The following is a 14007-nucleotide window of genomic DNA, read 5'->3' on the forward strand; positions in this document are numbered from 1 at the left end:
GATGATGCGTTTCGCTGAGCCCTCGCTGCTCTGGTTGCTCTTGGCGGTACCGGCGCTGATCGTCGGCTTGGCCTTGCGTTTTGGCTGGCGGCGTCAGGTCCTCGCGCGCCTCGGGGACGCCGGGCCGCTCGCGCGCCGGCTGAGCCCGCTGAGCCATGGGCGCCGGCTGGCGAAGAGCGCGGCGCTGGTGCTGGGGCTGGCCTTGCTCGTGCTGGCCTTGGCGCGGCCGCAGGCGGGTGAGCGCACGACCCTCGCCCCGCAGCTCGGGCTCGATCTCGTCGTCGCGCTCGATCTCTCCAAGAGCATGCTGGCGCGTGACGCCTTTCCCAGCCGCATCGAGCGGGCAAAGGCCGAGCTCGGTCGGCTGATCGATCGGCTGCGGGGCGATCGCCTCGGGCTCGTCCTCTTCGCGGGCTCGACGCTGACCTATCCCCTGACCACGGACTACGCGGCCGCCAAGCTCTTCCTCCGCGACGTGGGGCCGGCTGACATGCCGCGCGGCGGCACGGCGATCGGTCAGGCCGTGGTGGCGGCGACGCGGCTACTCGGCGCCGTGCGCGGTCACGGCCCGCCGCGGGCGCAGGTCATCGTGGTGCTGACCGACGGCGAGGACCACGAGAGCGAGCCCCTGGCCGCGGCGCGCGAGGCCGCCCAGCGCGGGATCCGAATCTTCACCGTCGGCATCGGATCGCGCTCCGGGGAGCCGGTGCCTCAGCTCGACGCGCGCGGGCAGATCGTCGGCTATCTGGAGCATGAGGGTCGCCCCGTCGCGAGCCGACTCGACAGCACGACGCTGAAGGAGATGGCGTCGCTGACCCGCGGGCGTTACCTCGAGATGGAGCCGCAGCACTTCGCCGTCGAACCGGTGATCGCGGCCCTCGAGCGGCTCAATCGCTCCGCCGTCGACGCGCGGCTGGTGCGGCATTACGACGAGGTCTACGCCTTCTTCGTCTGGCCGGCCTTCTTGCTGCTCTTGGGGGAGCTCTGCCTCAGCGAGCGGCGGCGCTCGCGTCGCGAGGAGCAAGACGCATGATCCGATCCTCGCCTCACTTCGGCCGCGGGGGGCAGGCCCTGCTGCTGCTGCTCGTTCCCCTCTTCGGCGGCGCCTTCGATCTGCTGCGTACGCGGAACGCTGCGGTGGAGCGTGGCAACGCCGAGCTCGCCGCCGGTCGAGCCAAGGAGGCGCTGGCGGCCTACGACGAGGCGCTGGCGGCGCAGCCCGACGCCCAGGGAGTCCACTACAACCGCGGGGTCGCGCTGCACCGGCTCGGTCAACACGACGCGGCGCGGCAGGCGCTGCTGCGTGCGACCCAGGGTGAAGACCGCGCGCTGCGCGCCAAGAGCTTCTTCAACCTCGGGGACGTGGACTTCGAGCAGAAGCGCTTCGCGGAGTCCGCGACGGCCTTCCAGCAGGCGCTGCGTCTCGACCCGCGCCATCGCGCGGCGAAGTGGAACCTCGAGCTGGCGTTGCGGCGTCGCGAGCAGGAAGAAAAGAAGCAGCGTCAGGACAAGAAAGGCGAGCAGCAGAAGCCCGAGCAGAAAAAGGGCGAGCAGCAGAAGAACGAACAGAAAAAAAGCGAGCAGCAGAAGCCCGAGCAGAAGCCCGACGCGAAGAAGCAGCCGCAAGCGACGCCCAAGGGGGAAAAGGGCGCCCGGCCAGATCCGCAGCAGCCACCACGCGAGCCCGCGGCGACGCCCTCGCCGGCACCGCGCGAGCAGCCGGCGCAAGCGGCAGAGCGCGCTGCCAAGACGGCCGCGGAAGAACAGGCCGAGCGCGAGCGCCAGCAGGTGCTGGATGCCCTTGATCGTGGCGACAAGAACGTGCAGCGTGAGCGCGCGCGGCTGCAGCAGGGGCTCTATCGGCCGCCGCTGAAGGATTGGTAGCGTGAGCTCCGGCGCATGGGCTTTTCGGTCAGCGCGGCGAGCGCGTGCGCGTGGCTCGCGCGTCGTGGGGGCGGCGGCCGCGTTGGCGTTGCTCTGCCTGGCTGCCGCGGGCGCGCTGGCCCAGGGCGTCAGCCTCCGCTTGACGGCCGACCGGCACATCACCGCCGTGGGGGAGCCTGTCGTCGTCACGGTGGAGCTTGCCGTCGAGGGGCGCGCGGACGTCGAGTTCCTCGAGCCCACGCTCCGCGGTTGGCGCCTGCTGAGCAACAGCCTCGTCAGCCGCAACATCGAGCTGATCAACTGGCAGATGCGGCGGCGTGAGACGCGCGTCTACGAGGTGGCGGCGCTGCAAGCGGGGACCCTGGCCTTGGGGCCGGCGGGCGTGCGCCTGGCGCAGCGCGTCGTGCGTTCGAATACGGTGCAGGTGGAGGTGCGCCCGGCAGGGGCGAACACGCCGGCGGGCGCGCCGGCCGCGCTGCCGACACCGAGCGCCAGCGCCCGCGGGGGCGCGCAATCGGGCGGCTTCATCGTCGCTCAGCCCTCCCTGACGCGGGTCTACGTCGGCCAGCAGCTCGTGGTCACCTGGCGGCTCTACACGCAGTCGGAGCTGCTCTCCTTTGGCATCGAGACCCGGCCGACGACCGATGGCTTCTGGAGCGAGGACGCAGGCTCGCCGCGGCGGCTCGACCTGGAGCGGGTCGTGCTCGATGGCCAGGTCTACGGCACCGCCTTGCTGCAGCGCTCGGTGCTCTTTCCGCAGCGCGCGGGGTCGTTGCCGATCGGGCCCTTCGAGGCCCAGCTGCAGACGGCCGACACGCTGGGGGAGGGCCCGCTGCTGCGCCGGGCCGACGGCCTGACGATCGAGGTCTTGGCGCTGCCCGCCGCGGGCCGGCCGGCGGGCTTCGCGGACGCCAACGTCGGCCACTTCGCGCTGGCGGCCCTGGTCGACCGGGAGGCAGTGGAGGTCGGCCAGGCGGTGACCTTGCGCTTGATCGCCCGCGGCAGCGGGAACCTGCGGCAGCTCGTCTTGCCCGTGCTCCCTGCGCTAGCCGGTGTGCGGGCCTTCGAGCCGAAGCTCACCGACCGGCTGGAGGCGGGCGAAGCGGGGTTGCAGGGTGAGAAGGAGGTCGCCTACCTCCTGCTGCCCCAGCAACCCGGCGAGCTGCGGATCCCGGCCCTTGCCCTGGCCTACTTCGATCCTGAGGCGCGCGCCTATCGCGTGGCGCAGACCAAGCCGCTGCGCCTGCGCGTCACCGGACAGGCCGCTGCTGCCTCGCGCGGCGCCCCTTCGGCTCAGCCGGCGAGCAACGTGCTCGGTCCGGATATCCGACCGCCGCGCCCGGCCGAGGCGCTGCAGGATCGCTTGCCACGCGCGCCGATCAACGCCCTCTATCTCGGCCTGGCCGCCCTGCCCCTCTTGTTGCTGGCCTTGGGATGGGGGGCGGAGCGGGTGCAAGCCGCGCGCAGCGCCCCGACGACGCGCGCGCGCCAGCGGGCGATGCAGCGGCGTGTGCGGACAGGGTTGCGCCAGGCTCGCGCGGCCGCAGCGCAGGGGCGGCCAGCGGCGGAGGCCTCTGCCTTGCTGGTCGCGGCGCTGCATGAGCAGCTCGATCATCGGCTCGGGCTGCGGGCCGGCGGGCTGACGCGCGAGGCGCTCGCTCAGGCGCTGCGCGGCCAGGGGGTCGGCGACGAGCTCGCCGCCGCCGTCGGCGCGTTGCTCGATCAATGCGATCAGGCGCGCTTCGCCCCCGGCGCTGCGCCGCAGGCGCTCGGCGTCGCCACCGTCGACGCGGCGGAGGCGGTCATTCGGGCCCTTGCAGCGGGCACCGCGGCGGCAGGCGCAAGCCGCGATCCCCGCGATGAGGAGCGCTCATGAGCTTGCCTTCGACGGCGCGGCGCCTGGCCTGGCTACTGCTTGGCGCCCTCTTGCTGGTGGCGCCAAGCGGCCTGCGGGCGGAGACGGTGGACGCAGCGTATCGTCGGGCGCTGGCCGACTACTACGGTGGCCGCTATGCGGCCGCGGCGCAGGCGCTCGAGCGGCTGGCCGCGCTGCCGCTGCGGCACGAGGCGCTCTTCTACAACCTCGGCTGCGCTTACTATCGCCTCGGACGCCTCGGTCCCGCGGTCTACGCCTTCGAGCGGGCCCTGGCGCTGGAGAGCGGCTCTGATGATGCGCGGCATAACCTGCGGCTCGCGCGCCAGCGTGCGGCCCAGGGCGGACGCGACGTGCTGCGTGGCGTCAGCGATCAGCCGGCGTGGCAGCGCGCCGCCAGCGTCTTCGAGCTGCGGACCGCGTGGTGGCTGACGCTCATCCTGTGGTGGGCCGTGCTGGCCGGCTTCGTGCTCGTGCGTCGGACCGCGCCTGGGCCCGCCCGCGCCGGATTGGTCGCGGGCAATGCGCTGCTCGGCTTGCTGCTGTTGGCCAGCGTCGGGCTGCTGGGGGCGCGGATCCACCTCGAACGCAGTGTGCGCTACGGTATCGTGCTTCCCGACAAGCTGGCGGTGCGCGAAGGCCCAGAGGCGGCAGCCCGCAGCGCCTACAGCCTACACGCGGGGCTGCGCGTGCGCCTCGTCGGCGAGGTCAGCGGCTGGCGCCGCCTGCGCCTCGGCAACGGCCTCGAAGGCTGGGTGCGCAGCGACGCCATCGGCCCGATCTGAGAGGCTCGATAGGCCGCCCTCGACAGGCCGCCCTCGACAGGCCGCCCTCGACAGGCCGCCCTCGACAGGCCGCCCTCGACAGGCCGCCCTTCCCTCTTGGGGCGGGGCGCCGCTCAGAACATGCTCTGTGCGGTTGCCACGAATGCGGCGGCGCGCTCTGCGGGCGTCCTGCCCGTGCTCACGATCGCCTGCCGCAGCGCAGGCGTCATGCTGATCGCCTGCCGCAGTCTTCCGTTGGACTCAGTGGCGGTCGCAGCTCTGACCACCTCCGGCGGGAAGCTCGCACTTGCTGCGTCGAACACGCGCCGCGCCGCCCACGGCGCCCAGCTCCCCGGACCGGATTGGGGTAGGGATGGATCGGGCGTTGGATTGTCAACGAGGTCCCGGATCGCGCGGAGGACCGCGGGGCTGTACTCGGCCACCTCCGCGATGGTGCTTTGCAGCCAATTGGACGAGAAGTTCCGCCACGCTGCGTGGTGCTGCATCGGCTGCGTGGCTGCCTCGCCCAGCAGCTCACCGGCTTGCCGGATCGCCTCGACCCAGCCCCCTGCCGTGTTGCACCGCTCGTGCCTAGGGGATAGCTCCGTGAGCATATGGTCGATCGGCATCCGCGATTCCGGGGCTGGGTAGACGAGGCGCGTGACCATAGCCATCTCGGGGATCCCGATACTCCTCTCGACCCCGCCGATCGTCTCAGTCGCCCTTTGGTTCTGCTGGACGAATCTGCGCATGGCGTCGGCCGTGAGGCGGCGCGGCTTCCCGCGATGATTGCGATAATTGGAATTCGGCGAGCCCGCCTTTAGCTCGCGAAACACCAAGGGCTTGAGGCGCTGCGCTGCAGGTTCCACCGCCGAGGCGTGGCCCGCGGGGACGAGCATTAGCGCGCCGAGGGCGCCGATGATGAGGCGCCGAGCGGACGGCTGGGCCGCGCGGGTCGTGGACCTGGCGGAGGCGGGGGGGCTGGGTGCGAGGACTCGATGGCGCATCTCGAAGGCTCCTTCTCGGCCGGGTGGATTCCCGGACGCGTGCAAGGGGTTCTCCCCGGGTTCTCCCCGCATCGGGGCGCGGGCCTGAGTATTGCTCGGGCCGCCCGAGGGGGCGGAGGCCGCGATACCGACGGTCGACCCCTCGCGCCGGGCGCTCTCACGCAAGCAATAGCCGGGCCAGCCAAGCGCCCCGCAGGGTATCGCGACCTTCGGCCAGCCGCCGGCCGCCGGAAGCCGGTCGGGTCTCCGTTTTTCGGCAGCCAGCCTCCTCCAACCGGTCGCCTCCAACGGAACGCCAGCGGCACGCCTGCGCTCAGAGCGGATCGCCTTGGAGGAAGACGAAGACCCGCGCGCGGACGCTCCGCTGGCTCTGCGTCGAGCTCGAGAGCGTCAGCTCGTTGCGCCCCGAGCGCAGCGTGGGAAGCGTGCCCTTTCGCGGGACGTTGTAGATTAGATCGCCCTTGAGGCCGTAAACGGGGCATGCGGAGGCCGACTCGAGCTCGAGGTAGGTGCTCGAGCCTATCTCCGTCAGAAAGGTCAAGGGCTCGCCGTTTACCGTGATCGACGGGTCAGTGATCTTCCCGGCTACCATCGCCAGCGCGCGGATCGGGCTCAGATACACGCGCACGGTCTTGCTCGGCGGTAGGTTGTTGAGCCAGAGGCTGAGCGTGGCGATCTGGTCGACGTGCACCGCCTCGCGGAAGACGTTGTAGGAGGCCCACCCCTCGGGCCATTGATAGTCGCTGTGGGCTGCCGATGCGGTCTCGATCAGCTCGACGTAGCGCCAGGCGACAAAGTCGCCGACCGCCTCGCCGAGGCGGGCCTCGGGACTCGGTCGGCACCGTCGGCGACTCCTACGACAACGCCCTCGCCGAGTCGGTCATCGGCCCGTACAAGACCGAGCTCCTCCGCAAGCACAGCCCTTGGCGTCACGCCGAGGCCGTCGAGCTTGCCACCCTCGCCTGGTTCCACTGGTTCAACAACCGGCGCCTGCTCGAGCCTCTTGGCTGGGTGCCGCCGGCAGAGTACGAGCAAGCGTTCTACGAGGCTCAGGCTGCCCAAGGCAGGGCAGCCTGACTCAAGCAACCAAGTCTCCGGCGAACCCGGGGCGGTTCAGGGGCTGCAGCACACGGTCAACCTCCCGTGTGCTGCTGTGCGCCTCGTGGACAGCAAGGCACGCCTGGCGAGGGGCAGCTCGGGCCAAGCCTGACCGTCCTACCTCCACCTCATTCAGGCCGCGCGCGGGGGGCGATCCGTGCTACCCAGGTAGCGCCGGTGCGGGCGGGTCGGCGGGCGAGCGCCTTGACGGGGGCTCTGGCCGATGACGCCGATGACGCCGATGACGCCGATGACGCCGATGACGCCGATGACGCCGATGACGCCGATGACTCTGGCGGCCCTGACGATCGCCGAGCGCTTCTGTGGTCCGCCGGGAAGCGCCAACGGCGGGTACGTCTGCGGGCTGCTCGCAGAAGCGCTCGCCGGGCCGCAGGCCGGCCCGGTGCAGGTGCGGCTGCGGCGGCCGACGCCGCTGGCCGTCGAGCTGCGGGTCGAGCGGGACGAGCAGGGCGCCCGGTTGCTGCTTGGGACGGAGCTGCTGGTCGAGGCGCGCGCCGCAGACGAGGCCGCGCTGGCGGCCGTGGCGCCAGCCGACCTCCCCGACGGCGCGGCCCTGGTCGTCGCGGCTCGGCGCGCCAGCGGCCGTTTCAGCGGGCTGGACGCGCATCCCTATCCGAGCTGTTTCGTCTGTGGACCGCGGCGCCGGGTCGGCGACGGCCTGCGCATCTTCGCCGGACCAGGTCCGACGGGCGCTTGGGTGGCCGCGCCCTTCACCCCCGGAGCCGAGCTCGCTCTCGCCGACGGGGCTCTGCCGGTCCCGCTCCTCTGGGCGGCGCTCGACTGCCCCGGCTACTTCGCCGTCGCCGGCGCGGGAGAGGCGGCGCTGCTGGCCACGATGACGGCGGAGGTGCGCGCTGGCGCGGTGCGCGCGCTGGACGAGTGCGTCGTGGTGGGCTGGGCGCTCGGTGTGGAGGGGCGCAAGCGCCACGCGGCGACGGTGCTCTACGGCGCGGACGGCGCCCTCTGCGGTCGCTCGCGCCAGCTCTGGATCACCGTTTAGCGCGCGCACGAGCGCGTGCCGTCAGCGCTCAGATGTCGTCGCCTCCGCCGACCTGCGGGCGGGCGCGCGGGCCGCGGCTCTGGCGCTGCGCGGGTGCGCTGGCCGCTGGCGCGGGCGCCGGCGCGGGGGGGGCTGCGCGCGGTGCTGCTGCTGCTGGTGGCGGTGCTGGTGCTGCTGCCGGTGCTGCTGCCGGTGCCGCCCGGGCGGGTTCTGTCGTGCCGGCGCTCGCGCCAACTTCGCCACCGGCTTCGGCGCCGCCCGCCGCACCCTCATCGGCAGCCTCGTCCTCGGCGGCCTGCAGGGCCGGATCGCTGACGGTCTGCTTGAGCTCCGGCCAGACCTCTTGCAGCAGGCCCTCGGAGACGTAGTAGAGCCCCTGGCGCTCGCCCGGCGTCGCAAAGAGCGTGACGTCGACGTTCTTGTTCAGCGCCCCATGCAGCGCACGGCAGTAGGCCTGCCACATGACGATGCTCTGACGCTTGCGGCCCCGGCCCGTGACCAAGGTCTGCTCCGGGCGTCCGAGCGCTTGCTCCATCCGGGCCTCGGGGCCAGGTGGCGCGAACGCGGCCTCGCCGAGGTGAAAGCCGACCCAATCGAGCTGATCCTGGTTGACGGCGTAGACCACCTTCGAAACCGCCGCCTGCTCGGCAGCCGTGGCCGCGTGGTACTCGAGGCTCTGGTCGCGCGCCCGAATCATCCGCGGCTTCGGCTCCGCGGGCAGCGCGCGAATGCTGTCGAGGGTCGCGTCGAGTCGTCGGCAGGTGGCGTCGTCGAGCGGTCGCAGCTTGACCACCCCCTCACCCTCGAGCCGGGTCAGGGTCGCGCTGGAATCGGTCGTCGCACCTTGCAGCCGGTGAAAGCTGCCGGCCAGCGCGCCCCGCGCCTTGAAGCGCTCCCCGCCGGTGCGGATCAGGCGCGCGACCTGTGCTACCGCTTCGGGACCCCTGAGGACCGCCAACCGCTCGTCATCGAGGAGCTTCCATTTGCCGGAGAGCAAGGGATCGGTCGCGCCAGTGCAGCTGACGTTGAGATAGGCGCGGAAGGTGTGGTCGGGCAGAAACTCGTGGCAGTGGACCGGCTTGCCGTCGTCGTCGACGAAGGCCCAGCGCCCGATCATCCACTCGGGCTTGCGGCAGCCGATAGCCGCCAGCAGCAGCGTGGCGACCAGCGCCCATCCGCATGCTCGAGCGCCTCGCGGCGCGCAACCCGTGCTTTGCTGCGTCATGGCCCCCTCCCGATCCTCGTCAATCCCGGCAGCATACGCGAGGGCCCTGGGGCGCGTCGATTCTCTGGAGCTTGCCGTGGCCTCGGCGGTCGTGTCCTCGGCGTTGACAGCGGCGAGTTGAGCAAATGTAGGATAATTAACTACCAAGACGTACTCATCCTACAATTACCGCCACAACCGAGGTGGAGGTGAGCCATGCTGGATCCCAGAGTCGACCGGCGCCGGCACGTGACCTACGTGACGCAGCATACCGAGTACCATTGCCGCGGCCGCGAATGCGTCGGCGTGCGCAACCGACGCACGGGCGAGTGGGTTCGCGACCATGGGGCGCTGCGTGGGCGGCTGGCCGGAGCGACCGACGGTGGGAGCCCCGCGCTCGACGGCCCGCCCCTCGGCCTGCGCTTGCTCTTCGTCGGCCGCGAAGGCGTCCTGACCTCAAGGGTCGAGGCGATGCTGCGCCCGCCCAAGGAGGTGCTGGCGCGCTACGCCAGCCGCGCCGCCGCGGGTTCCATTCGCGGACCGAGCACAGCGGCCGGCGCCTAGCGGCCCGCCTTCGCCCCCGGGCGCTTCGGGGCTGAGCCACGAAGACGCGGCTCCGATCTTCTGCGCGAACTACACCGTCCATAGTGGCTTGCGCAACGCCGAGCCGCGGCCGGGTGAGCGCGTCGAGGCGGGCAGGCTGCGCGCTAGGGCCGTGCTGCAGCACGCGCCCTAGCGCCCCCGCAGCGACGGGGTCCTCAGCTCGCGCCCCCATCCCGCGCCCCCATCCCGCGACCGGCGGGAGCCGCCGCGCGCACGCACTGGCGCTGAGACGCGCCGATCGTCGGCGCATGCCCGTGGCTGGCGGACGTCGACTCAGCCTTGCCGTCCTCCAAGGCCCTGTTCTCAAATGCTGTTTTCAGAATGCACTCGACGAAGAACCTTTTTGCTTGAGTGAAACATGATTTCCCGCGTACAAATAGTGCACGGCCTATAACGCAGGAGGTGCCTCATGTCAGCGCGTCACTTCGGCTCGGTAGGGAAAGGGCGTGGCCGGTTCGGGGTGGGGCGGCTGGGGGCATTTGGAGCGCTGGGGGTGCTGGGGGCGTTGGTGGCGTTGGTGGGGCTGGCGGGGCTGGCGGGGTGCGAGACGCTGGCGGATGACAGCAGCCTGACGCCGCCGCCGGCGGTGCGGTCGCAGGCGGCGAGCAGCAACGCGATGAACGCGATGAACGCGATGAACGCGATGAACGCGATGAACGCGATGAACGCGATGAACGCGATGAACGCGATGAACGCGATGAACGCGATGAACGCGATGAACGCGATGAACGCGATGAACGCGATGAACGCGATGAACGCGATGAACGCGATGAACGCGATGAACGCGATGAACGCGATGAACGCGATGAACGCGATGAACGCGATGAACGTCGGCGACCTGCGCATCCCCTCGACGACGCTGACGGACCTCTCGAAGTACACCTTCAACCAGGCCGAGGTGCTCTGCCCGGCGACGCGGCTGGGGCCGCTGACGGTGGCGGGGCAGAGCGCCAACGTGGTGCTGCCGCGCTGGTTGGTGCTCAAGAGCCAGTTCGAGCGCGTGCGCGAGGCCTGCTGCGCGAGCCCGCCCTGCGGCACGAGCTGCGCGCCGCTGACGGTGGCGATCGACGAGGACCTGGACGCCAACGGCAGCTTCAACCCGGCGGGGGGCGTGGACCAGACGGTGACCTACGAGGTCTTCAGCGCCATCGCGCTGGCGTGCGCGGACAAGGCCTACCGGCCCTTCCTGCTCCATCCGATCAGCGGCCCCGAGGTGCAGGCGCTGGACGCGGCGGGCAAGATCCCGACCTTCACGACCTACTTCCGCTATATGTGCATCCAGAGCTGGGATGAGACGCAGCACAAGGCCGTCTACCGCTGCGGCAAGGGCCGGGTGGCCGATGGCATCAGCGGCTACGCGGTGAAGGCGGGCACCAACTCCCCGCGACCGGTCTACCTGTCGAGCCTGACCTGGGGCGGCAACGTCTGGGATAAGCACTTCCAGTTCCTCAACGCGCACCTGGCCTCGATCGTCGAGAGCAAGCAGGGCACGGTGCCGGTTTCGGGCTACGCGCTCGACTACGCCTGGAACCTCAACCCGCGCGATGTCCACGCGGGCACCTCGACCAAGAAGGAGGCCGACTACCTGGCCGCCGTGGCGCTGAAGACGGCGACGAGCCGCAGCGGCGTGGCCGTCAGCCCCTACAACCGCGCCAACCTGACGGGCGGCCAGAGCTTCAGCGCCAATGAGCTGAACCAGGGCGAGACGGGCTACCGGACCTATCCCGACCTGGCCTCGAAGGGCACCCTCAACGGCATCGCCATCGACCTCAAGGTCTCCCCTGGTACACGCAGAACTGCAAATGGGCCTCGGACTGGGGCCTGCCCGAGCTGACGCCGCAGTCGGTCGCCGGCGCCTCGGTCTTCCCGATCGGCAGTGCCAGCAACCAGGCCCTGCTCGGCCTCAACATCGGCGACACCACCCCGCGCCGCTGCCCCAGCTTCGCCACCTGCGAGCCCGGCCAGAGCTGCTGCATCGGCAAGTTCTCGCTGGGCCATTATCATTCCTGCGCGATCCGCACCGACTCTACCGTCTGGTGCTGGGGCGCGGATGGCTTCATGATTTTCCTCTCGAAGGCTAACGGCATGCTCGGTCAGGGCGAGGTGGTGCCCACGACCCCGGTCGCTCTGCCGGTCCTCGAGGGCGCGAACCAGGCGCGCTTCAGCGGGGCGATCGACGTCGCCCTGGGCAGCGAGCACACCTGCGTGCGGCGCAAGGACGGCAGCGTCTGGTGCTGGGGCTACAACGTTTCGGGTCAGCTCGGCGATGGCTCGACGATGACGCGGCTGAGCCCGGTGCGCGTCACGGGCCTCGACGGCTCCGCCGTCGAGCAGCTCGTCGCGGGCTATGGTCATACCTGCGCGCGGCGCACCGACGGCAGCGTCTGGTGTTGGGGCAGCAACAGCTCGGGTGAGCTTGGCCAAGGCGATACGAACAATAGGACGGTTGCGACTCGCGTGGGGGCGCTGGGCACCGCCGTTGTAGAGGTGGCGGCCGGATCCAGTCGAACCTGTGCGCGCCTCAGCGACGGTACCCTCTGGTGCTGGGGCGAGAACCGCTACCGCCAGGTGGGCGATGGGACGAGCACCAATCGGCTGGACCCGACGCAGGTGGTAGCCCTCGGCACGACGGTGCAGGCTGTCGCGATCGGCAACTACGGCAGCTTCGCGCTGCGCGCGGATGGGAGCCTCTGGGGCTGGGGCGCGACGTACCTTGGCACGCCTGACGGCGCGGGCATCGACGGGATTCCCGCGGCGCTGAGCACGCTTGGCACGAACGTCGTGGAGGTCGGCGCTGGGATGATGCATGGCTGCGCGCGGCTGCGAGACAACACGGTTTGGTGTTGGGGCCTGAACAATCGCGGCCAGGTTGGCGATCGCACGATGAGTACACGCACCGTGCCGGTGCGCGTGACGACGCTCGGAACGGCGGCGGCGGAGCTCCAGGTGGGGGGTAACCACGCGTGCGCGCGACGGCTGGACGGCCAGCTCTGGTGCTGGGGAATGAACGAACAAGCGCAGCTCGGGGACGGCGTCTACATGAACGCCAACACGCCGCATGCGGTGCTCGGCCTGCAGTGTGAGTGCGGCGACGGCGTCTGCAGCCGTAGCGAGACCCGTGAGAGCTGCCCCGTCGACTGCCGCCAGGCAAGCTGCGGGGACGGGCAGTGCACGGGGACAGAGACCCACGCGACCTGCTCGCGTGACTGCCCGGCGCCCCCTCCAACGACGGCGCTCTCGCTGGGCGCTCAGTTCGGGTGCTCGCACCGCACGGATGGAAGCCTCTGGTGTTGGGGCAACGGGGCGATCGGCGCGGCGCGAAAGGAGCGCCTCAGCCCGGTGGCCATCACGACCTTGGGTAGCGGGGTGGTCGCGCTGGCGGAGGATGGCGTGGGGACCGGCTGCGCGATTCGCGCCGATCGTAGCTTGTGGTGCTGGGGAACCGGCCCGCGGCTCGGCGATGGCTCGTCGGGCACGCGCACGACCCCGGCCCGCGTGACGGCGCTGGGTACCCAGGTCCTGCAGGTGGCGATTAGCGACTACCATGCCTGCGCGCGTCGCAGCGATGGCACCATGTGGTGCTGGGGATCCGGCATGTATGGTGCCCTTGGCGACGGCTCGACGACCTCGAGCAGCGCGTCGCCGCTAGAGGTCACCGCCCTGGGCACGAGCGTGGCGGAAATCGGCGTCGGCATCTTTCAGAGCTGCGCGCGCCGCACGGACGGCAGCCTCTGGTGCTGGGGAACCTCAATTGGTGGCAATCTCGGTGACGGCACGACCCTCTCGCATGCGGCGCCCGCGAAGGTCACAGGACTGGGTACTGCCGTCATCGGTATCTCCTCCGGCGGCAGTCCAGCCTGTGCGCGCACGGCGGACGGTAGCCTGTGGTGTTGGGGCCCCAACCGCAACGGGAACGTCGGCGATGGCACGACGACGGAACGGTTCGTGCCGGTGCGCGTGACGACCCTCGGGACCTCCGTCGCGCAGATCGCCGAGGGCCCAGGGAGCCATAAGTGTGCGCGCCGCACGGATGGCACCCTCTGGTGCTGGGGCTGGAACGGCTATGGGCAGCTTGGCAATGGTGCGACCGACTTCTTGTGGGGTAACGGCTACCAGCAGCTCCGGCCCGTGCAGGTGACCAACCTCGGCACCTCGGTGGTCGATGTCGCGGTGGGGAACACGCACACCTGCGCGCGCCGCAGCGACGGAAGCGTGTGGTGCTGGGGCCTGAACAATGGCAGCCAGCTCGGAACCGATGCCACGACGGAGCCCGTCTCGTCTATCCCACAGCGCGTGGCGCCCTGCGGCGACGGCATCTGCTCACTGCCCGAGCGGCAGAGCGGGGGCTGCGCCGCGGACTGCATGGCGACCTGCGGCGATTGTGTGTGTGATGGCGTGCTCGAGGACGCCGATAGCTGCCCGGCCGACTGCGTGGCGGGCAATACCTGCACGCCCGGCAGCTGCGGCGATGGTAAATGCGACGCGACCGAGAATTGCCAGCTCTGCGCCACCGACTGCGGCAGCTGCTACCCCATCTAGGCCATCTAGGCCAT

Annotated in this window: 12 protein-coding genes; 9 read left to right on the top strand and 3 right to left on the bottom strand. The window is 70.9% G+C overall.

The genetic code is table 11. From position 1 onward, the window contains the following. The first annotated feature begins 4 nt into the window (after window positions 1-4). From IPL40_00190 to IPL40_00205, 4 genes are read left to right on the top strand one after another with little or no spacing between them, the layout of a single operon-like run. Window positions 5-1033 (top strand): VWA domain-containing protein, encoded by a 1029-nt coding sequence (locus IPL40_00190; GenBank protein MBK8479589.1) that lies wholly within the window; start codon window positions 5-7, stop codon window positions 1031-1033. Beyond that, window positions 1030-1884, top strand: coding sequence for a tetratricopeptide repeat protein (locus IPL40_00195; protein MBK8479590.1), 855 nt, complete (start codon window positions 1030-1032; stop codon window positions 1882-1884). The genes IPL40_00190 and IPL40_00195 overlap by 4 nt, the downstream gene beginning before the upstream one ends. A 1-nt stretch (window position 1885) precedes the next feature. Further along, on the top strand, window positions 1886-3760 hold the full coding sequence (locus tag IPL40_00200) for a protein BatD (protein MBK8479591.1): 1875 nt from the start codon (window positions 1886-1888) through the stop codon (window positions 3758-3760). Then, complete coding sequence (locus IPL40_00205) at window positions 3757-4542, top strand: tetratricopeptide repeat protein (protein ID MBK8479592.1); 786 nt, start codon at window positions 3757-3759, stop codon at window positions 4540-4542. Before IPL40_00200 ends, IPL40_00205 begins: the two co-directional genes overlap by 4 nt. 113 nt (window positions 4543-4655) lie before the next feature. Here the strand turns inward: IPL40_00205 and IPL40_00210 are convergent, their stop codons facing one another. Both IPL40_00210 and IPL40_00215 read right to left on the bottom strand, forming a co-directional pair. Next, the gene (locus tag IPL40_00210) at window positions 4656-5420 is read right to left on the bottom strand and encodes a hypothetical protein (GenBank protein MBK8479593.1); all 765 of its coding nucleotides are present in this window, start codon (window positions 5418-5420) and stop codon (window positions 4656-4658) included. A 421-nt stretch (window positions 5421-5841) separates the two neighbouring features. Further along, complete coding sequence (locus tag IPL40_00215; protein MBK8479594.1) at window positions 5842-6219, bottom strand: hypothetical protein; 378 nt, start codon at window positions 6217-6219, stop codon at window positions 5842-5844. A gap of 65 nt (window positions 6220-6284) precedes the next feature. Between IPL40_00215 and IPL40_00220 the strand changes: the two genes are divergently transcribed. Both IPL40_00220 and IPL40_00225 read left to right on the top strand, forming a co-directional pair. Beyond that, window positions 6285-6605, top strand: coding sequence for a transposase (locus IPL40_00220; GenBank protein ID MBK8479595.1), 321 nt, complete (start codon window positions 6285-6287; stop codon window positions 6603-6605). Between the two features lie 298 nt (window positions 6606-6903). Then, the gene (locus tag IPL40_00225) at window positions 6904-7647 is read left to right on the top strand and encodes a hypothetical protein (protein ID MBK8479596.1); all 744 of its coding nucleotides are present in this window, start codon (window positions 6904-6906) and stop codon (window positions 7645-7647) included. Window positions 7648-7675: 28 nt separating this feature from the next. Here IPL40_00225 and IPL40_00230 read toward each other — a convergent pair whose 3' ends face one another. Further along, window positions 7676-8872, bottom strand: a complete 1197-nt coding sequence (locus IPL40_00230) for a hypothetical protein (GenBank protein MBK8479597.1) — start codon at window positions 8870-8872, stop codon at window positions 7676-7678. 195 nt (window positions 8873-9067) lie between these two features. Between IPL40_00230 and IPL40_00235 the strand changes: the two genes are divergently transcribed. From IPL40_00235 to IPL40_00245, 3 genes are all read left to right on the top strand, one after another. Then, on the top strand, window positions 9068-9415 hold the full coding sequence (locus tag IPL40_00235) for a hypothetical protein (GenBank protein ID MBK8479598.1): 348 nt from the start codon (window positions 9068-9070) through the stop codon (window positions 9413-9415). Between the two features lie 448 nt (window positions 9416-9863). Then, entirely contained in the window at window positions 9864-11288 is a 1425-nt protein-coding gene (locus IPL40_00240) for a hypothetical protein (GenBank protein MBK8479599.1), read from the top strand. Window positions 11289-11512: 224 nt separating this feature from the next. Beyond that, a complete protein-coding gene (locus tag IPL40_00245) occupies window positions 11513-13993 on the top strand; it encodes an RCC1 repeat-containing protein (GenBank protein ID MBK8479600.1) in 2481 nt (826 codons plus the stop codon). The last annotated feature ends 14 nt before the right edge of the window (window positions 13994-14007 follow it).

The organism is Pseudomonadota bacterium (assembly GCA_016711215.1).
In the GTDB taxonomy this organism is placed as follows: Bacteria; Myxococcota_A; Polyangia.